The organism is Streptomyces sp. NPDC046465, from assembly GCF_040646035.1.
Classification (GTDB): Bacteria; Actinomycetota; Actinomycetes; order Streptomycetales; family Streptomycetaceae; genus Streptomyces.
In genome coordinates, this window is sequence record NZ_JBEYZK010000029.1 from 86480 (window position 1) to 105935 (window position 19456).

At 70.6% G+C, this 19456-nt stretch carries 19 protein-coding genes; 3 read left to right on the plus strand and 16 right to left on the minus strand.

What is annotated here, in order from left to right:
* Positions 1 to 26: 26 nt before the first annotated feature.
* The 7 genes from ABZ953_RS34095 to ABZ953_RS34125 all read right to left on the minus strand — a co-directional run bounded on the left by ABZ953_RS34095 (position 27) and on the right by ABZ953_RS34125 (position 7679).
* Positions 27 to 1001, minus strand: coding sequence for a zinc-binding dehydrogenase (locus ABZ953_RS34095; RefSeq protein WP_361732417.1), 975 nt, complete (start codon positions 999 to 1001; stop codon positions 27 to 29).
* A 115-nt stretch (positions 1002 to 1116) separates the two neighbouring features.
* Entirely contained in the window at positions 1117 to 2106 is a 990-nt protein-coding gene (gene hemB, locus ABZ953_RS34100; RefSeq protein WP_361732420.1) for a porphobilinogen synthase, read from the minus strand.
* Between the two features lie 87 nt (positions 2107 to 2193).
* Positions 2194 to 3849 carry a uroporphyrinogen-III synthase gene (locus ABZ953_RS34105; protein WP_361732423.1) on the minus strand — a complete coding sequence of 552 codons (1656 nt, stop codon included), beginning with the start codon at positions 3847 to 3849 and terminating at the stop codon, positions 2194 to 2196.
* The gene (hemC, locus tag ABZ953_RS34110) at positions 3846 to 4805 is read right to left on the minus strand and encodes a hydroxymethylbilane synthase (RefSeq protein ID WP_361732426.1); all 960 of its coding nucleotides are present in this window, start codon (positions 4803 to 4805) and stop codon (positions 3846 to 3848) included. Before hemC ends, ABZ953_RS34105 begins: the two co-directional genes overlap by 4 nt.
* Complete coding sequence (locus ABZ953_RS34115) at positions 4802 to 6331, minus strand: glutamyl-tRNA reductase (RefSeq protein WP_361732429.1); 1530 nt, start codon at positions 6329 to 6331, stop codon at positions 4802 to 4804. The genes hemC and ABZ953_RS34115 overlap by 4 nt, the downstream gene beginning before the upstream one ends.
* Positions 6328 to 7083 (minus strand): redox-sensing transcriptional repressor Rex, encoded by a 756-nt coding sequence (locus ABZ953_RS34120; RefSeq protein ID WP_361732432.1) that lies wholly within the window; start codon positions 7081 to 7083, stop codon positions 6328 to 6330. The genes ABZ953_RS34115 and ABZ953_RS34120 overlap by 4 nt, the downstream gene beginning before the upstream one ends.
* Positions 7084 to 7388: 305 nt before the next feature.
* Positions 7389 to 7679 carry a glutaredoxin family protein gene (locus ABZ953_RS34125; protein ID WP_361732435.1) on the minus strand — a complete coding sequence of 97 codons (291 nt, stop codon included), beginning with the start codon at positions 7677 to 7679 and terminating at the stop codon, positions 7389 to 7391.
* 92 nt (positions 7680 to 7771) lie between these two features.
* Between ABZ953_RS34125 and ABZ953_RS34130 the strand changes: the two genes are divergently transcribed.
* The 3 genes from ABZ953_RS34130 (at position 7772) to ABZ953_RS34140 (ending at position 11453) form a co-directional block, all read left to right on the plus strand.
* The gene (locus ABZ953_RS34130) at positions 7772 to 8740 is read left to right on the plus strand and encodes an HAD-IB family hydrolase (protein WP_361732438.1); all 969 of its coding nucleotides are present in this window, start codon (positions 7772 to 7774) and stop codon (positions 8738 to 8740) included.
* Between the two features lie 376 nt (positions 8741 to 9116).
* Entirely contained in the window at positions 9117 to 9911 is a 795-nt protein-coding gene (locus tag ABZ953_RS34135) for an ECF subfamily RNA polymerase sigma factor, BldN family (RefSeq protein WP_361732441.1), read from the plus strand.
* Positions 9912 to 10190: 279 nt separating this feature from the next.
* Complete coding sequence (locus tag ABZ953_RS34140) at positions 10191 to 11453, plus strand: DUF5667 domain-containing protein (RefSeq protein ID WP_361732444.1); 1263 nt, start codon at positions 10191 to 10193, stop codon at positions 11451 to 11453.
* An 84-nt stretch (positions 11454 to 11537) separates the two neighbouring features.
* Here the strand turns inward: ABZ953_RS34140 and ABZ953_RS34145 are convergent, their stop codons facing one another.
* The 9 genes from ABZ953_RS34145 to ABZ953_RS34185 all read right to left on the minus strand — a co-directional run bounded on the left by ABZ953_RS34145 (position 11538) and on the right by ABZ953_RS34185 (position 19331).
* Positions 11538 to 12629 carry a lysophospholipid acyltransferase family protein gene (locus ABZ953_RS34145; protein ID WP_361732447.1) on the minus strand — a complete coding sequence of 364 codons (1092 nt, stop codon included), beginning with the start codon at positions 12627 to 12629 and terminating at the stop codon, positions 11538 to 11540.
* A gap of 14 nt (positions 12630 to 12643) precedes the next feature.
* Positions 12644 to 13699, minus strand: coding sequence for an NAD-dependent epimerase/dehydratase family protein (locus ABZ953_RS34150; protein WP_361732450.1), 1056 nt, complete (start codon positions 13697 to 13699; stop codon positions 12644 to 12646).
* Positions 13700 to 13879: 180 nt separating this feature from the next.
* Positions 13880 to 13978: an AURKAIP1/COX24 domain-containing protein gene (locus ABZ953_RS34155; protein ID WP_003948845.1), complete on the minus strand. Its 99-nt coding sequence runs from the start codon at positions 13976 to 13978 to the stop codon at positions 13880 to 13882.
* Positions 13979 to 14125: 147 nt separating this feature from the next.
* The gene (locus ABZ953_RS34160) at positions 14126 to 14335 is read right to left on the minus strand and encodes a helix-turn-helix domain-containing protein (RefSeq protein ID WP_157869005.1); all 210 of its coding nucleotides are present in this window, start codon (positions 14333 to 14335) and stop codon (positions 14126 to 14128) included.
* Between the two features lie 132 nt (positions 14336 to 14467).
* Positions 14468 to 15283 (minus strand): phosphatase, encoded by an 816-nt coding sequence (locus tag ABZ953_RS34165; protein WP_361732453.1) that lies wholly within the window; start codon positions 15281 to 15283, stop codon positions 14468 to 14470.
* A gap of 133 nt (positions 15284 to 15416) precedes the next feature.
* A complete protein-coding gene (locus ABZ953_RS34170) occupies positions 15417 to 16592 on the minus strand; it encodes an acetoin utilization protein AcuC (RefSeq protein WP_361732456.1) in 1176 nt (391 codons plus the stop codon).
* Positions 16543 to 17763, minus strand: coding sequence for an MFS transporter (locus ABZ953_RS34175; protein WP_361732459.1), 1221 nt, complete (start codon positions 17761 to 17763; stop codon positions 16543 to 16545). Before ABZ953_RS34175 ends, ABZ953_RS34170 begins: the two co-directional genes overlap by 50 nt.
* 57 nt (positions 17764 to 17820) lie before the next feature.
* On the minus strand, positions 17821 to 18540 hold the full coding sequence (locus ABZ953_RS34180; protein ID WP_361732461.1) for a VC0807 family protein: 720 nt from the start codon (positions 18538 to 18540) through the stop codon (positions 17821 to 17823).
* Between the two features lie 146 nt (positions 18541 to 18686).
* Positions 18687 to 19331, minus strand: a complete 645-nt coding sequence (locus ABZ953_RS34185; protein WP_361732464.1) for an HAD family hydrolase — start codon at positions 19329 to 19331, stop codon at positions 18687 to 18689.
* Positions 19332 to 19456 lie beyond the last annotated feature (125 nt).

Here is a 19456-nt window from a genome sequence, read left to right on the forward strand (position 1 = left end):
ACAGGCAGCCGCCCGCAAGGGCACGGCTACGGGACCAGCACCACTTTCCCCGTGGTCTCCCGACGCTCGATGGCGGCGTGCGCCTCGGCCGCCCGCTCCAGCGGGAACGTCTGAATGGTGGGCACCAACTGCCCCTTGGCCGCGGCCTCCAGGGCCGCGCGTTCGCGCGCGGGGCCGCCCCCGGGGTTCTCGATCAGCTGCAGCAGCGCATTGGTGAAGGTGATGCCGCGCTCCGCGAGCAGCGCCGGGTCGGGATCGAAGGTGTCCTGCGACGACCAGCCGATGACGAGGTACCGGCCACCGTCGGCGATCAACTCGAAGGCCGCCGCGCCCTTTTCGCCGCTCACGCCGTCGAGTACGGCGGTGACGCGCCGCCCGCCGAGCCGCTCGGCGACCAGGTGCTGCCAGCCGGGCTCGTTGTAGTCGACGGCGATATCGGCGCCGAGCTCCCGTACGGCCTCGGCCTTGGCAGGGCCCCCGGCCGCGCCGACCACCGTGGCGCCGAGTGCGTGCGCGTACTGGACGACGAGCCGGCCCACGCCACCCGCGGCCGAGGTCACCAACACCACGTCGTCGGAGAGGAGTTCGGCCATCCCGAGGAGCCCCATGGTGGTGGCCCCGGTCATCACCATGGTCACCGCGGCCTCGAAGCCGAGCCCGTCCGGGATCACATGCAGGGTTCCGGTGTCGGCGACCGTCAGCTCGGCGTATCCGCCGGGGGACGAGCGCGGGACGACGACGGGCCGCCCGAGCCACTCGGGGCCGACGCCCGGCCCCACCGACTCCACCGTCCCGGCGGCCTCACCGCCGAAGACCGACGGCAGTTCGGGCAGCGGGGGCGCCATGTCGGCCTCGCCCCGGCGCATGAGGGTCTCGACGAAGTGAACTCCCGCCGCCCGCACGGCGATCCGCACCTGCCCCGGCCCCGGCACGGGGTCGGGAAGGGTCTCGATGCGCAGGTTCTCGGCGGGACCGAACTCGTGCAGGACGACAGCGCGCATGGTGTGCTCCTCGGAACGCGGGGAAGAACGTTGATGCACACCACCCTCCGACTTCAACCGAGGTTGAGGTCAAGGGCCTCCCACCAGGACTTCAGACAGGGCTTCAGACAGGGCTTCAGAGCTTTCGCGCGACCTCGGTCGCCCAGTACGTCAGGATCATGTTCGCGCCCGCACGCTTGATCCCCGTCAAGGACTCCATGATCGCCTTGTCCCGGTCGATCCAGCCCCGCTCGGCGGCGGCCTCGATCATCGAGTACTCGCCACTGATCTGGTACGCCGCCACCGGCACGTCCACCGCGTCGGCGACCTTCGCCAGGACGTCGAGGTAGGGGCCCGCGGGCTTCACCATCACCATGTCGGCGCCCTCTTCGAGGTCGAGCGCGAGCTCCCGCAGGGACTCCCGGGTGTTGGCCGGGTCCTGCTGGTAGGTCTTGCGGTCACCCTTGAGGGACGAGCCGACGGCCTCGCGGAAGGGGCCGTAGAAGGCCGACGAGTACTTCGCGGTGTACGCGAGGATGGCCACGTCGTCATGGCCGGTCTGGTCCAACGCGTCGCGTACGACGCCGATCTGACCGTCCATCATGCCGCTCGGGCCCACCACGTGGGCGCCCGCGTCGGCCTGCACCTGCGCCATCTCCGCGTACCGCTCCAGGGTCGCGTCGTTGTCGACCCGGCCCTCGGCGTCCAGGACACCGCAGTGCCCGTGGTCGGTCGTCTCGTCGAGGCACAGGTCCGACATGACGATGAGGTCGTCGCCGACCTCGGACCGCACGTCACGGAGCGCCACCTGCAAGATGCCGTCCGGGTCCGTGCCCGCCGTGCCCACGGCGTCCTTCTTCGACTCCTCCGGCACGCCGAACAGCATGATCCCGGCGACCCCGGCCTCCAGCGCGTCGACCGCGGCCTTCTTCAGGCTGTCGCGGGTGTGCTGGAAGACGCCGGGCATGGCCCCGATCTCCACCGGCGCACCGGCCCCCTCGCGCACGAACGCGGGCAGGATCAGATCGGCGGGATGCAGCCGCGTCTCCGCGACCATCCGCCGCATGGCGGGCGTGGTGCGCAGCCGCCGCGGCCGCGCCCCGGGGAAAGACCCGTACTTAGTCACTGAAACCCTCACCTCTTACCGCTTGGCACCCGGTGGGCACACCCCCGGTGCAGAGCACCAAGTGGGGAGGCGCCCACCCAAAGGTACCTACGGAGCAGTACGGCGCCGACGAGACCCCGGCCGACGCTCACTTGGACGGGTAACGGGGTCCCCCGCCTCCAGCGCAGCCGCACGCCGTGCGGAGCCGAACTCCGCCAGCGCCGCCGCGAGCTTGTGGACCGAGGGCTCGGGAGCCATCACGTCCACCCGGAGCCCGTGCTCCTCCGCGGTCTTCGCGGTGGCGGGACCGATGCACGCGATCACGGTCACGTTGTGCGGCTTCCCGGCGATGCCGACGAGGTTCCGCACGGTCGACGACGAGGTGAACAGGACCGCGTCGAAGCCGCCGCCCTTGATCGCCTCGCGCGTCTCCGCCGGCGGCGGCGACGCCCGCACCGTCCGGTAGGCGGTGACGTCGTCGACCTCCCACCCGAGATCGATGAGACCGGCGACCAGCGTCTCCGTGGCGATGTCGGCCCGCGGCAGGAACACCCGGTCGATCGGGTCGAAGACCGGGTCGTACGGCGGCCAGTCCTCCAGGAGACCGGCGGCCGACTGCTCACCGCTCGGCACCAGGTCCGGCTTCACACCGAAGGCGATCAGCGCGGCGGCGGTCTGCTCACCGACGGCCGCGACCTTGATCCCGGCGAACGCGCGCGCGTCGAGCCCGTACTCCTCGAACTTCTCCCGCACCGCCTTGACGGCGTTGACGGACGTGAAGGCGATCCACTCGTACCGTCCTGTCACCAGGCCCTTGACCGCGCGCTCCATCTGCTGGGGCGTGCGCGGCGGCTCCACCGCGATGGTCGGCACCTCGTGCGGCACGGCGCCGTACGAACGCAGCTGGTCGGAGAGCGAGGCCGCCTGCTCCTTCGTGCGCGGCACGAGCACGCGCCACCCGAAGAGCGGCTTCGACTCGAACCACGAAAGCTGGTCGCGCTGGGCGGCGGAGGAACGCTCGCCGACCACGGCTATGACGGGCTGGCCCCCGTCGGGCGAGGGCAGCACCTTCGCCTGCTTCAGGACCTGCGCGATGGTGCCGAGCGTCGCGTTCCAGGTGCGCTGGCGCGTCGTCGTACCCGCCACGGTCACGGTCATCGGGGTGTCCGGCTTGCGGCCCGCGGCCACCAGCTCACCGGCCGCGGCCGCCACGGAGTCCAGCGCCGTCGAGACCACGACGGTCCCGTCGGACACGCCGACCTCGCTCCAGCAGCGGTCGGAGGCGGTACGGGCGTCGACGAAGCGGACGTCCGTGCCCTGCGCGTCCCGCAGCGGCACACCGGCGTACGCGGGCACACCGACCGCGGCCGCGATGCCCGGCACGACCTCGAAGGGGATGCCCTCGGCGGCGCAGGCGAGCATCTCCTCGGCCGCGTACGTGTCGAGGCCGGGGTCGCCGCTCACCGCACGCACGACCCGCCTGCCGCCCTTCGCGGCCGCCATGACAAGATTGGCGGCAGCTCGGAACGGCGTCGCGTCGGCGGTCATTGACGTGTCGTCAGCTGTCGGCTGGGGTGTGTCCACACCTCCCCTGGCATGCACGCGGACGACGTCGAGCACATCAGGCTCGGCGATCAGCACATCCGCTCGGGCCAGCGCCTCGACGGCGCGCAGGGTCAGCAGTCCCGGATCTCCGGGACCGGCACCGAGAAAGGTGACGTGCCCGTGTGCGGGAAGGCCTGGAAGGTTCGAGGTGGGGCTCAAAGTGCTCGCTCCCCCATCAGACCGGCCGCGCCCTTGGCAAGCATCTCGGCAGCGAGTTCGCGGCCCAGCGCCGTGGCGTGGGACTCCGTCTCGGGCACGGGACCGGTGGTGGACAGCTGCACCAGCGTCGAGCCGTCGGTCGTACCGACGACGCCGCGCAGGCGCATTTCCTTGACAATCTGCCCGTCGGCCAAGAGGTCGGCCAGCGCGCCGACGGGCGCGCTGCAACCGGCTTCCAGGGCGGCGAGCAGGGACCGCTCGGCGGTCACGGCGGCCCGGGTGTACGGGTCGTCGAGCTCGGCGAGCGCGGCGGCGAGTGACGCGTTGTGCGCGGCACACTCGATCGCCAGTGCCCCCTGGCCGGGGGCGGGCAGAACAGTGTCGACCGACAGGAGCTCGGTCACCTCGTCGGACCTGCCGACGCGGTTGAGTCCGGCGGCGGCGAGCACGACGGCGTCGAGCTCCCCCTTGTGCACGTATCCGATGCGGGTGTCGACGTTCCCGCGGATCGGCACGGTCTGGATGGTCATGCCGTGGCTACGCGCGTAAGCGTTCAGCTGCGCCATGCGGCGCGGCGAACCGGTACCCACGCGGGCGCCGTCGGGCAGCTCGGCGAAGGTCCGCCCGTCGCGCGCGATCAGCGCGTCGCGCGGGTCCTCGCGCGGCGGCACCGCGGCGAGGGTCAGCTCGGCGGGCTGCGCGGTGGGCAGGTCCTTGAGGGAGTGGACGGCGAAGTCCACCTCGTCGCGGGCCAGGGCCTCGCGCAGGGCGGCCACGAAGACACCGGTGCCACCGATCTGCGCGAGGTGCTCGCGCGAGGTGTCGCCGTACGTCGTGATCTCCACGAGCTCGACGGGTCGCCCCGTCAACTCCTGCACCGCCTCGGCCACTTGGCCGGACTGGGCCATGGCCAGCCTGCTGCGCCTGGTCCCGAGCCTGAGGGCCTTCTCGGTCATGCCCGGCCTCGATTCGGGTCGTCGTTCTCGTTGTTCATGTGGTCAGCCCGGCTGACCGCCGCGACCGTCTGCGGGTCGAGGTCGAAGAGCGTGCGCAGCGCGTCCGCGTACCCGGCGCCGCCGGGCTCGCTCGCCAGCTGCTTGATCCGCACCGTCGGCGCGTGCAGCAGCTTGTCGACGACGCGGCGCACGGTCTGCGTGATCTCCGCGCGCTGCTTGTCCGCGAGGCCCGGCAGCCGGCCCTCCAGACGCGCCATCTCACCGGCCACCACATCGGCGGCCATGGTGCGCAGGGCGACCACGGTCGGCGTGATGTGCGCGGCGCGCTGCGCCGCGCCGAAGGCGGCGACCTCGTCGGAGACGATGCCGCGGACCTTCTCCACATCGTCGGCCATCGGGGCGTCCGCGGACGCCTCGGCGAGCGACTCGATGTCGACGAGGCGCACCCCGTCGATGCGGTGCACGGCCGCGTCGATGTCGCGCGGCATGGCCAGGTCGAGCAGGGCCAGCGACGTCGTACGGACGTCGAAGGCGTCGCCGTCCGGCGCGTCGGCCCGCGCCGGGCCTCGGCCCCGCGCCTTCTCCAGCCACTCGGCGTGCTGTGCGAACGCGGTGGCGTCGCCGCCGGTGGCGGGAGCCGCCGGGTCCGCGGACGGCGCGAGGGCGTCGCGCACGGCGGGCGGCGGCGTCGCCCCGCCCACCGCGGCGGCGACGGCCTCGGCCGTAAGGACGAGACCGGTCGCACCGGTGCAGGACACCGCCACGTCGGCACGTGTCAGTTCATCGGCCACGTCGCCCATGGGAACGGCGCGCGCCGTCACTCCGGTACCGGACTCCGCCAGGATCTGCGCGAGGCGCAGCGCCCGCTCAAGGGTGCGGTTGGCGACGACGATCTCCTCGACACCGGCGCGCGCGAGCGTCGCCGCGGCCAGCGAGGACATGGAGCCCGCGCCGATCACCAGGACCCGCTTGCCCTTGGCCCAGGCCTCCACGGGGCCGCGCGCGGCGAGCTGCTCGAGCCCGAACGTCACGAGCGACTGCCCGGCCCGGTCGATGCCGGTCTCGGAGTGGGCGCGCTTGCCGACCCGGAGGGCCTGCTGGAAGAGATCGTTGAGGAGCTTGCCCGCGGTGTGCAGCTCCTGCGAGCGCGCCAGGGCGTCCTTGATCTGTCCGAGGATCTGCCCCTCGCCGACGACCATCGAGTCCAGCCCGCAGGCCACCGAGAAGAGGTGGTGGACGGCGCGGTCCTCGTAGTGGACGTACAGATAGGGGGTGAGCTCCTCCAGACCGACACCGCTGTGCTGTGCGAGCAGCGTGGAGAGCTCGGCGACGCCCGCGTGGAACTTGTCCACGTCGGCGTAGAGCTCGATGCGGTTGCAGGTGGCGAGCACGGCCGCCTCGGCGGCGGGCTCGGCGGCGAGGGTGTCCTGCAGGAGCTTGGCCTGCGCGTCCGCGGACAGCGCGGCCCGCTCAAGGACGCTCACCGGAGCACTGCGGTGGCTCAGCCCCACGACCAGGAGACTCATGCCGGCATCACGGCGGGGACGTCCCCGTCGGGTCCCTTGCGCTGCTGCTTGGCCGGTACGGGCGGTACGGGACCCTCGTGGGCCGCGTCCTCACCGGCCTTGCGCTGCTCGTGGAAGGCGAGGATCTGCAGCTCGATGGAGAGATCGACCTTGCGCACGTCGACGCCGTCCGGCACGGAAAGGACCGTCGGCGCGAAGTTCAGGATGGAGGTCACACCGGCGGCGACGAGCCGCTCGCAGACCTGCTGGGCGGCCCCGGCGGGCGTCGAGATGACGCCGATCGAGACGCCGTTGTCCTCGATGATCTTCTCGAGTTCATCGGAGTGCTGGACCGGCATGCCCGCGACGGGCGTGCCCGCCATGGCCGGGTCGGCGTCGATCAGCGCGGCGACCCGGAAACCACGGGACGCGAAGCCGCCGTAATTGGCGAGCGCGGCGCCGAGGTTACCGATGCCGACGATGACAACCGGCCAGTCCTGGGTAAGACCGAGTTCACGGGAAATCTGATAGACGAGATACTCGACGTCATAGCCGACGCCGCGCGTCCCGTAGGAACCGAGATACGAGAAGTCCTTGCGCAGCTTCGCGGAGTTGACCCCGGCGGCGGCCGCGAGCTCCTCGGAGGAGACCGTGGGCACCGAGCGCTCCGACAGTGCGGTGAGGGCTCGGAGGTACAGCGGAAGCCTGGCGACGGTGGCCTCGGGAATTCCTCGGCTGCGGGTCGCCGGTCGGTGAGTTCGGCCAGTTGCCACGGTGCTCCTGCGGGTAGAGCGGGGCTGCAGGCGGTCACTCGTCCCCAGACCGCCCCGTCGAATGCAGGCTATGTCTTTGTGAACGCGTGCACAAAGATGGTGTCCGATTTGCCCGGCCAACGTGACCGGGGTCACGCGCCCCCGGCGCGCATGCGTGGAACCGGCGCGCGGGCGACATCGTTGCTCATTTGATGGGGGCAAAACCGCACACTCTCCTCACGATCATCGCCCCCGAGACCAAAACCGCCCCAAAGCGTAATCCAATTTGCGGGCACTTTGGACTGGTCGGTCAGTAGGTGCCGGGGCTACCCGGTCAGTTCACGCCGCAACCGGTTCTCGTCGACGCGCCAGAAAGTGTGCTGCTCCCCGTCCACGAGGACCACGGGGATCTGCTCCCAGTAGGCCCGGTGCAGCTCCTCGTCCCGCGTGATGTCCTTCTTCTCCCACGGAGTGCCGAGCTCCCCGCAGACCTTTTCGATCACCGACTGTGCGTCATCGCACAGATGGCACCCCGGCTTCCCGATCAAGGTGACCAGCCGCTCCTGCGGCTTCTTCTTCTCCGTACGACCGCCGCTACGACGAAAAATCGGGCTCATGCCCCCTATTCTCGCCCGGCCGACGCGGAGAGTTCACGGGCCCGAATCCTCCCAACTCCGGAACCGCCGAACAGACTGGCTATGCTCACGACATGGCCGCTCTCGGATGGCTCACCCCCCGTAGGCGCTCCGCCACGGCGCGGAGCGTGTTGGCAGGCGAGGCCTCGGCTGAGGCAGCGCGCAAGACCTCCCAGGAGCAGGAGGAGCTCGAAAGCCTGGCGGCGCAGGCCGCGGCTGACGAGGCCCCGGTGGACGAGACCCCGGCGGAACCGGAGTTCCCCGTCGTCGGCGACGACAAGGCCGCCGCCTTCTTCGACCTCGACAACACCGTGATGCAGGGCGCCGCGATCTTCCACTTCGGCCGCGGCCTGTACAAGCGGAAGTTCTTCGAGCGCCAGGAACTGGCCCGGTTCGCCTGGCAGCAGGCCTGGTTCAGGCTCGCCGGCGTCGAGGACCCCGAGCACATGCAGGACGCCCGCGACAGCGCCCTCTCCATCGTCAAGGGCCACCGCGTCGCCGAGCTGATGTCCATCGGCGAGGAGATCTACGACGAGTACATGGCCGAGCGCATCTGGCCGGGCACCCGTGCCCTGGCCCAGGCCCACCTCGACGCGGGCCAGAAGGTCTGGCTGGTCACCGCGGCCCCGGTGGAGATCGCCACGGTCATCGCCCGCCGCCTCGGCCTGACCGGCGCGCTCGGCACCGTCGCCGAGTCCATCGGCGGCGTCTACACCGGCAAACTCGTCGGCGAGCCCCTGCACGGCCCCGCGAAGGCCGAGGCCGTCCGCGCCCTGGCCGCCGCCGAAGGCGTCGACCTCGGCCGCTGCGCCGCGTACAGCGACTCGCACAACGACATCCCGATGCTCTCGCTCGTCGGGCACCCCTACGCGATCAACCCCGACGCCAAACTGCGCAAGCACGCGCGGGAACGGGACTGGCGGCTGCGGGACTACCGCACGGGCCGCAAGGCCGCGAAGGTCGGCATCCCGGCCGCCGCCGGCGTCGGCGCGCTCGCGGGCGGCGCCGCCGCGGCCATCGCCCTGCACCGCCGCCGTCACTGACGCCAGCCGCCACTGACGCCAGCCGCCACCGCCGCCGGCCGCCACTGCCGCCCCGCTCCGCGTCGCGCGGCCCGAGCATTCCGTCGGTTCTACCCCGCCCCGGCTCCCGCCAGTCACGCCGGTAGCACTCGGCCACAACACGCCTCACGCCGACACGGAATGTGAACCCAATCGATCAATAAACGGTCACTCTCCGGTACTTGAGCGGGCGTCAATCGGTTACAGAAGCGACGTAATCGATGATTTGAGCAACTGGGTGTAGCGCTGCCTGTACGAAGCGTTATTCTCCTCAGACGCATAAGGGACCCCACACGTCGCTACGACGGGTGAACGGTCCCGTACTGCACGTGATGGAAGCTCTGCCTCTGGGAGTCCCGTGTACCCACACGTCGGGGTTGACGCCTCGGGCCTGGCTACGCTGCGCGCAACGGTCATCGACCGCTTGCGCGGCTTCGTCCCCACCGCGTACGCCGTCCCCGCCGTCCCCGCCCTCGCCGTCCCCGCACCCGCCGGGCCGTGCTATGCCCTGGCGAACGGCGGTGCGGCAGTCAGCAGACGGTCCCGCTCCGGCGCCGCTGCCGCCACTTCTGCCCCCACCCCACGCCGTCCCGCCGCGGACAGCGACAGCGCCCGCATGATGGACCTCGTCGAACGCGCGCAGGCCGGCGAGTCCGACGCCTTCGGCCGCCTCTACGACCAGTACAGCGACACGGTCTACCGCTACATCTACTACCGCGTGGGCGGTAAGGCGACCGCCGAGGACCTCACCAGTGAGACCTTTCTGCGCGCCCTCCGCCGCATCGGCACCTTCACCTGGCAGGGCCGCGACTTCGGCGCCTGGCTGGTCACGATCGCTCGCAACCTGGTCGCCGACCACTTCAAATCAAGCCGTTTCCGCCTCGAAGTGACCACCGGCGAAATGCTCGACGCCAACGAGGTCGAGCGCAGCCCCGAGGACTCCGTCCTGGAGTCCCTCTCGAACGCGGCACTGCTCGAAGCCGTCCGCCGCCTCAACCCCCAGCAGCAGGAGTGCGTGACCCTGCGCTTCCTCCAAGGCCTCTCCGTCGCCGAGACCGCGCGGGTCATGGGGAAGAACGAAGGTGCGATCAAGACCCTCCAGTACCGCGCGGTACGCACCCTCGCACGCCTCCTGCCCGACGACGTCCGCTAGTCCCGCCGACGACGCCAACACCTCTCCGTCATGCCCTGTCATGCTCCGTGATCCCCAACTCACCTTCCGTGGCGGCCAGATGGCCGCCGCGGACTTGTCGCGGTCCGATCATCCTCCGTCCGTAACCCAAGTGCCGCGACGCTCGTTGTGCGGGATGCAGGCTCCCTGTGGTCGCTACCTGACTGGCTCCGCTCACTCGATCGTGTGGAAATGGTCAGGACATGCAACCCTCAGGACCCCCTGGGGAGTCGACCGTCTTGACGAGAGGAGGTGCCGCCAGTGATCGCGAACGTATCGGCCCACCGGCGGGCGAACGCCTTCGCCCAGGCCCTGGAGGATCATTCCGACCAGGGTCCGGCGGCCGAGCAGTCCGAGGACTCCGCGCCCACATCCGCACCCGCGGCCGCATCCGTGGAGTCCCCCGAAACCACCGCGGCCCGTTCCGAACCGACCGGGCAGGGCCACATGCTGGCCCTGACGGAAGGTCTAGACGCGCTGCCCAAGCCCGCCCTCGACCCCGAGGTAAAGGTCGTCCAGCGCGCCCAGCTCGTGGCCGCGATGGAAGCCATGCTTCTCGAGGGCAACAGTCCATCGGTGCCCGAGCAGCGGTCCCGCAAGGGTGCTCATCGAGCGGGCGCCCTACGGAAGTTGCGGCCGCGCTCCCGTCTCTCCAAGGGCATCGCGGCAGGCGGCCTCACCGTCGGCGTCGCCGCGGGCGCGTTCGGCGGAGTTGCGGCCGCCAGCTCCGACGCCCTGCCCGGCGACTCGTTGTACGGCCTCAAGCGCGGTATGGAGGACTTCAAACTGGGCCTGGCCGACGACGACACCGACCGCGGCCAGCTCTACCTCGACCATGCGTCCACCCGGCTGAACGAAGCCCGCAGACTCATGGAACGGGGCCGCACAAGCACCCTCGACCACGAGTCCCTCGGCGAGGTCAGACGAGCCCTCTCCGGCATGCGACACGATGCCACCGAGGGCCACCGCCTGCTCCTCGAGGCCTACGAACGCGACGGCTCCCTGGGCCCCATCCAGGCACTGTCCGCGTTCTCCCGCTCGCACCGCGAGGCGTGGAGCGACCTCCAGGGCCGCCTCCCCGTCCAGCTGGGCGACGTGGGCCAAGAGGTCAGCTCGGTCTTCGACGCCATAGACGAAGAGGTCGACCCGCTGCGCTCCCTGCTGCCCCGCGCCCCGGAGAGGGGCGGCACGTCCGGCCGGACACCTCAGAGCCCCAGCGGCTCCGACACGTCCGACGGACGTCCCTCCCACCCCTCGGGCAGCGGCAGTTCGCACAGCGGTGACACCCGCCACGACAGCAAGCCCAAGCCGACCACCTCGCACAGCAAGGACGACGGTCTCCTCGGCGGCACGACGGGCGGCCTTCTCGACCCACCGGACGAGAAGAAGACGACCCCGCCCCCGGCGGACGGCAAGAGCAAACCCGGCCTGGGCGGCTTCCCGGCCAAGCCGGACGTCACCCTGCCCCCGCTCCTGCCCGGCCTGCTCCCCGAGCTGGGTGTCGACGGAGAGGACGCGAAATAGTCCTCGTCGGTACGAGATCGGGGCGCCCTCCTGGCGGGGAGGGCGCCCCGATGCGTAAAGGACTCCTGGATGCGTGCGGGACGCCTAGAAGAACACCGACCGCCGCTGCACGAGCAGCTTGTACAGCGAATGCTGGATCTGCTCCCGCACCTGATCCGTCAGATTGAACATCAGCATCGGATCCTCCGCCGCCTCCGGCGGATAGCCGTCCGTCGGGATCGGCTCCCCGAACTGGATCGTCCACTTCGTCGGCAGCGGCACCGCGCCCAGCGGACCGAGCCACGGGAACGTAGGCGTGATCGGGAAGTACGGAAAGCCGAGCACCCGCGCCAGCGTCTTCGCGTTGCCGACCATCGGGTAGATCTCCTCCGCCCCGACGATCGAGCACGGCACGATCGGCGACCCCGTGCGCAGCGCCGTCGACACGAACCCGCCGCGGCCGAACCGCTGCAGCTTGTACCGCTCGCTGAACGGCTTCCCTATCCCCTTGAAGCCCTCCGGCATCACGCCCACCAGCTCGCCCCGCTCGAGCAGCCGCTCCGCGTCCTCGGCACAGGCCAGGGTGTGCCCGGCCTTGCGGGCCAGTTCGTTGATCACCGGCAGCATGAAGACGAGGTCGGCGGCGAGGAGCCGCAGATGCCGACCCTGCGGATGGTTGTCGTGCACCGCGACCTGCATCATCAGGCCGTCCAGCGGCAGCGTCCCGGAGTGATTGGCGACGATCAACGCCCCACCGTCGGCGGGGATGTTCTCGATGCCCTTCACCTCCACCCGGAAGTACTTCTCGTAGAAGGGGCGGAGGAGCGACATCAGGACCTGGTCGGTGAGCTCCTCGTCGTAACCGAAGTCGTCGACCTCGTACTCACCGGTCAGCCGCCGCCGCAGAAAGGCCAGGCCCCCCGCGACGCGCCGGTCCCACTTGCCACCGCCGCGCGGCTCCGGCGCCCGGCCCGCCGGTTCCGATCGGGCCGCCTGCGGCTCACCGCCCTGCTGCCCGTCCTGGGGCTGCCCGTCCTGGAGCTGCCCGTTCCGGGGCGCGTCCTGCTGGCCGGGCAGCGCCTGCACACCGGCCACGGGATCACCCGCGCGCCGGGGCGCCGACCTGCGGCGCGCCGCACGCTGCGCGCTCCCGCGCGACCGGTCGTCGTCGAACGGAATGACCTTGGCGTCCGCCATCGTTGACGCTCTCCTCAGTTGGCGCTCTGGTTGCCGCCCGCGAGGGGCAGCGCGGCGATCCGGTCGACTGCCCCCGCGAGGGCACTTGGCGGCAGCAGCCCGGGGCCCCGGCTGCGTACGAAGTCCGCGAAGGCCTCCGCGGTCGTGTACTTCGGCCTGAACCCCAGTGTCTCGCGCATCTGCCGGGTGGCCACGACCCTGCCGTGCGTGAGCAGCCTGATCTGCTCCGGCGAGAAGTCCGACATGCCGACCGTGCGCAGCGCCGAGCCGACCCAGGTGACGGCCGGCAGGAGCACCGGCACGGTGGGGCGGCCGAGCCGCCGCGAGCACTGGGACAGGAGCAGCTGGCCGTCTCCGGCGATGTTGAACGTGCCGCTGTTGAGCGTGGAGCGCTCGGGCTCGTGCGAGCCGAGCCGCAGCACCTCGACCGCGTCGTCCTCATGGACGAACTGCAGGCGGGGGTCGTAGCCGAACACGGTCGGCAGGACCGGGAGCGAGAAGTACTCGGCGAGCGGGGACTCGGCGGCGGGGCCGAGGATGTTCGCGAAGCGCAGCACGCACACCGCGACGTCCGGGCGGCGCCGTGCGAAGCCCCGCACATAGCCCTCGACCTCGACGATGTCCTTGGCGAAGCCACCGCTGGGCAGCGATTTGGGCGGCGTGGACTCGGTGAACACCGCGGGATCCTTGGGCGCGGAGCCGTACACGCTGGTGCTCGACTTCACCACGAGCCGCTTCACCGTCGGCGACTTCTGGCAGGCCCCGAGGAGCTGCATGGTGCCGATGACGTTGGTCTCCTTGACCGCGCCGCGCCCGCCCCCACGGCCGCCGAGCGCGGTGGCCGTGACGTCCATGTGCACGACCGTGTCCACGCTGTGCTCGGCGAGCACCCGGGCGATCGTGGCCTGCCGGATGTCGGCCTGGACGAAATCGGCGCCGCCGAGATGGTGCTCGGGCGGGACCGCGTCGACGGCGACCACCCGGTCGACATCGGGGTCACGCTGGATGCGCCGGACGAACCGTCCGCCCAGTTGCCGGGCCACTCCGGTCACGAGCACGACCTTGCCCAAGATCAGCGCCTGCCTTTCCCCAACCCTCAGCCCTCGCCGCGCGGTGTCGGCTGTGTTGCGGCCCACGCTAGCGGGTGGACGTTGCGGTGTGATGTCCGTGCACCCAGAGACGGCCGAAAACACCGAAGCCCTCCCGTCGGATGACGGGAGGGCTTCGGTACACGCTGTTGCAGCGGCCGCTTACTTCTTGTTGCGACGCTGAACGCGAGTGCGCTTCAGCAGCTTGCGGTGCTTCTTCTTGGCCATCCGCTTACGCCGCTTCTTGATAACAGAGCCCACGACTACCCTCGCTCACTTCTCTTCACTCGGTGCGGGGCAGCAGACTGGGCCCACACGACCTACGTCGGCCTAGCCTACCCGTCCCCGCGTGAGGGACGTAATCGAGGGGCCATGCCCCCTGCCGCGACGGGCCCTGAGGCCCCTCGCTCAACCTGCTTCGACCCCCACATAGGACTCGCGGAGGTACTCGTGAACCGCCTGCTCCGGAACCCGGAAGGACCTTCCGACCCGGATGGCGGGCAGATGACCGCTGTGCACCAACCGGTACACGGTCATCTTGGACACTCGCATCACCGAGGCGACTTCCGCCACGGTCAGAAACTGAACCTCGTTCAGCGGCCTCTGGTCTGCAGCCATGACACCCCACCTGAACCTTCCGCACATGACGGGCACCGGCTTCCCCTTCCGGTGACTCTTCGTCGCTATGCGCTCACTCCCCAGACTAGGGGCGGATGATGCGAGTGGGGAAGAGGAGCAGCCATCGGCCGCCTACTGTGACAGACACGCTCGATTGAGTACATAGCGAGTAAGCGGTCGGTAGTAATCAGACCGCACAGCGTCATCAAGCGGAACGACGACGGACACCCGCCCCTCAGCCTCTCCGACGAACAGCGCGGGATCATCCGTATCCGCCAGGCCGATCGCCTCGAACCCCAGCTGACCTGCCCCGCAGACCCATCCGTGGTCCCCTACGACCAACCCTGGAAGCGGTCCGCCGGCCTCCGCGGCGGCATCCAGAGCGGCCCGAACCGGCAGTGGTGAGTGGGTGTGTGCGCCGGTCTCACTCCCGGCGGGACGCGCGCCGGGTTCGCGCACCAGCGCGACTCCTTGTACGTAGTCAAGGTTGTACGTGCGTAGGCCGAACCGGGTCGTTATGTCGACACTGCTGCCCTGCGCGGGGGTGAGGACGGGGCATCCCGCCGCCGACAAAGCGTCCGCCAACGCGGCGTAGAAGCCGAGCAGACGGTGCGGATGACCCGTCCCGAGGAGGACCGGGAGCCGCTGCCGCGCCGCGTCCGCGAGCCGTTCCGCGAAGGCGTCGAGCGCCGCCAGCGTCCGCTCCGGATCGATGACATCGGCCCCCGTGGTGAGCGCCGGATCAGCGGACACCCCGCACTTGTCCGCCATCAGCCCGAGCAGGTCACCGGGGCCCCAACTCCACTCGGGGTCGAGCCCGAGCAGTATCCGCGGGTCGCGGGCCGCGAAGAGCCGATAGCTCCGCAGGCTCTGCTCCCGCGAGGTGGCCACGGGCCCGGCCAGCCGGGCCGCCAACAGATGCGCACGCAGGGCGCCGGTGCTCAACACGCTGCCGATGCTGGCCCATCGACCACCCCCGAACCCACAAAACCCCGGAAAACCCCCACAGTTGGGCTAACGCGGGCACAATACGCCCCGAACTTCGGCCGGGGATAGCCCCCTGCCGACCCCTACGCCCGCGCTATGCCAGCAGGCCCCGCAAGGGAAACGCCGCCCGCCGAGCGGCTATCACCGCCTGGTCGAGCCGGTCCGCGGGGTCGTACCCCGACTCCCACCCCCGCCAGTCCACGGGCCACCGCCCGTCCGTCATCCGCCCCGGCGCCACCTGCTGTGTCCGCGCGAAGGCTTCCTGCCGCCATGCCTCGGGCACGGCCGTCGCGGGCTCGACCGGCCGCCCCGCGGCGATCCCGACCAGATGCGTCCACGACCGCGGCACCACATCCACCACGGCGTACCCACCGCCCCCCAGAGCCACCCAGCGCCCGTCGGCGTACTGGTGGGCCAGCTCGTGACAGGCGACCTGCACGGCCCGCTGCGCGTCAAGCGATACGGCGAGGTGGGCGAGCGGATCCTCGAAGTGCGTGTCGGCACCGTGCTGCGTCACCAGAACCTGCGGCCGGAACTCGGCGAGCAACTCGGGCACCACGGAGTGGAAGGCCCGCACCCATCCCGCGTCACCGGTACCGGCCGGCAGCGCGACGTTCACCGCGGACCCCTCCGCCGCGCCGTCCGCACCCGTCTCCTCGGGCCACCCCGTCTGCGGGAACAGCGTGCGCGGATGCTCGTGGAGCGAGATCGTCAGGACCCGCGGGTCCTCCCAGAAGGCGGCCTGGACGCCGTCGCCGTGGTGCACGTCGACATCCACGTACGCCACCCGCTCGGCGCCCAGCTCAAGGAGGCGGGCGACGGCAAGAGCGGCGTCGTTGTAGATGCAGAACCCGGAGGCACCCCCGGGCATCGCATGGTGCAGCCCGCCCGCGAAGTTCACCGCGTGCAGCGCTTCCCCGCGCCACACCGCCTCGGCCGCGCCGACGGACTGCCCGGCGATGAGCGCGGACACCTCGTGCATCCCGGCGAAGGCGGGGTCGTCCTCCGTACCGAGGCCGTACTCCCCGAGCGCGGACCCCGGGTCGGCGGAGGCCGCCTTGACCGCGTCCACGTAATCCCCGCGGTGCACGAGCCGCAGCGTCGAGTCACCGGCGCGCTTGGCCGCGACCACATCCAGCTCCTGGTCGAGCCCGAAGGCGCCGATGAGGCTCCGGGTCAGCCCGAGCCTGACCGGGTCCATCGGGTGACCCGGGCCGAAGTCATAGCCCGTTACTGCCTCGTCCCACATCAGCTGTGCGCGGCCACTCATGCCCGTCACCGTACCGGTCCGCTCCCGGGGCGAAGGAACGGGCGTACAGCAAGGTCAGGAGGACCAACACCAGAGGAACGACCATGGCGCCCCGGTAGTTCCACGCATCCCCGAGCCCGCCCACCAACGGCGAACCGATCAAAAATCCCACATAGTTGAAGATATTCAGTCGCGCGACGGCCGCATCCGAAGCCCCCGGGAACAGCCGCCCCGCCGCGGCGAACGTCTGCGGAACAACCACGCACAGACCGAGCCCCAGCACCGTGAACCCCGCGATCCCGACCCACGCCCCGGGCGCCACCGCCACGACCGCGAACCCCAGCGCGGCCACCACCGACCCGGCCCGCACCACCGCCACGGCCCCGAACCGCCGCACACTCAGATCCCCGAGCCCACGCCCCACCAGCGTCATCACCATGTAGACGTTGTACGGAACCGTCGAGACGTCCTCGGAACTCCCCAGGACGTCCTGCAGATACTTGGCGCTCCAGTTGGAGACGGTCGAGTCCCCGATGTACGCGAAGGTCATCACCAGGCAGAGCGGCAACAGCACCTTGAAGACGACCGTCCCGCCCTCCTTGCCCGCCCCGGCACCCGCACCGTCCTTCTCCGCCGCCGCATCGACGTACCACCGGCTCCCGATCAGCGCGGCCGGCAGCAACACCACCACGACCGGCAGATAGGAGACGAGGAGCGGAAGATCCCAGTGCGCCCCGACCCAGGCCAGCGAGGCCCCGACGATCCCGCCCAGGCTGTACGCGGCGTGAAACCCGAGCATGATGCTGCGCCCATAGGCCCGTTGCAGACTCACCCCGAGCATGTTCATGGACGCGTCGAGCGCACCCACCGCAAGCCCGAACGCCCCGAGCGCCGCAGCCGCCTGCCAGAGCGCGTCCCCCGCGCCCACCCCCAGCAGCGCAAGCAGCACCACAGGCTGCGACCACCGCAGCACCGCACTCGGCGGCACCCTCTTGACCAGCTGCTCGGTGGCCACACTCGCGGCACCCGCCAGGATCGGCACCGCCGCGAGAAAGACGGGCAGCAGCCCGTCGGATATCCCGTAGCGATCCTGGATCGCCGGAATCCGCGTCACCAGCAGGGCAAAGGTCGCTCCCTGCACCAGGAACGCGAACGCCAGCGAGGCCCTGCCGCGCCGCAGCTCATCGGTCATGGCTGCAGAGCGTAGGGCCCCGGACTACCCGTGGGTAGATGGATCACTCAACCAATTTCAGCAGGCCCCGGCGGCCTTGCGGACCATCTTCTCCATCGGCTCGACGGCCAGGCGGCCACTGACGACGACCGTCAGCGTGATCGTCACCGCCGCGATCACCCCGCCCAGCCACACCATGGTGTCGACGGACAACGTATAGGCCCCCACGACCCGCAGCAGCGCCTCCCCGAGGAGCGCCGCGCCCCACACCACGGAGAACATCCGCTCAAGGCGCGCGAACCGCCCCCGCTCCGCACTCAGCCGCTCCCAGGCCGCGGTCCGCCCGGCATCCCCCTTGGTCACCCAGGGCTTGAGGGCAGCGGTCATCAGCGGCCGCCCGGCCGCCACCGACAGCAGCACGGCGATCCCCACGGTCGCGGTGATCCCGCTGTCCTTGGCGAGCATCAGCCGCGGATCACCGGCGATCAGGCTCATCAGCAGCCCCACGACATTGGCCGTCAGGATGAGCGCCGCGAGCCCGTTGACCCGCCGCTCCTTGACCAGCCCCCACGCCGTCCGCCCGGCAGGCACCACACTGCTCCAACCGAGCGCCGCCATGGTGCCGAACCCGAACCCCTTGCTGAGCAGGTAGTACGAGGCGGTGGGCACGACCGCGTCCAGCACGAGCGGTTTCAGCGACTCGATCCGCGCCTTACGGGCCTTCGCGCCCGCGCCCGCGGCGGAGGCGGAGGCGGCCGGGGTGACCGTGGCGGGGGCTTCGGCAGCGAGCTGGCTCATGATCGGGTTCCTCCGTCGTAGCTGTGTACGTGCCGTTCGCGACTCCTTCGCGACACACACAGCTTCGCCGTCGGCCCCTGTCCCCCGACAGAAACGATCGTCCGGACCTGGCAGTGACAATTGTCAGCCCCGCCCCGCTGCCCGCGTCATACGAGCAGGTCAGCCAAGTCCCGCAGGTCCGCGAAGAGTCCGGTGGCGCCCACGAGCCGCTCCGCGGGCGTCATGGCCGTGAACCCGTAGACATCCATCCCGGCGGCCACGGCAGCACGCACCCCGAGCGGACTGTCCTCCACGACCACGCACTTCTCCGGCGCGACGCCCATGCGCTCGGCGGCATACAGAAAGAGATCGGGCGCGGGCTTCCCCCGCCCCACGTCCTGCGAACTGAAGACCCGGGACTCGTCGAACCACCTGTCGAGCCCAGTCTTCCGATGCCCGACCCGAATCCGCTCATGGCTCCCGGACGAGGCCAGACAGTAGGGCACCCCGTCGGCGGCGAGCTTCTCAAGGACCTCCACGGCCCCTTCCACGGGCCGCAGCTCCCGCTCGAAGGCGGCGAACACCCGCCCGTGTAAGACCTCGTCGAAGTCGGCGGGCAGCCGCTCACCACTCCGCTCAAGAATCAGGTCGTGTACGCGATGCATGGCAGCGCCCATGTAGTCACGCAAGGAGTCTTCGTACGCGGTGGGATACCCGAGCTCGGTCAGATAGCCGGCCAGGATGGTGTTGGAGATCGGCTCACTGTCCACCAGGACGCCGTCGTTGTCGAAGATGACCAGGTCGTATCGCATATCCCGACCCTAAGTCTTCGCCACGACCCCAGAACGCAGAAAACCCCCGCACCATAAGGTGCGGGGGTTTCCCGATCAAAATTAGTTCGGCGGCGTCCTACTCTCCCACAGGGTCCCCCCTGCAG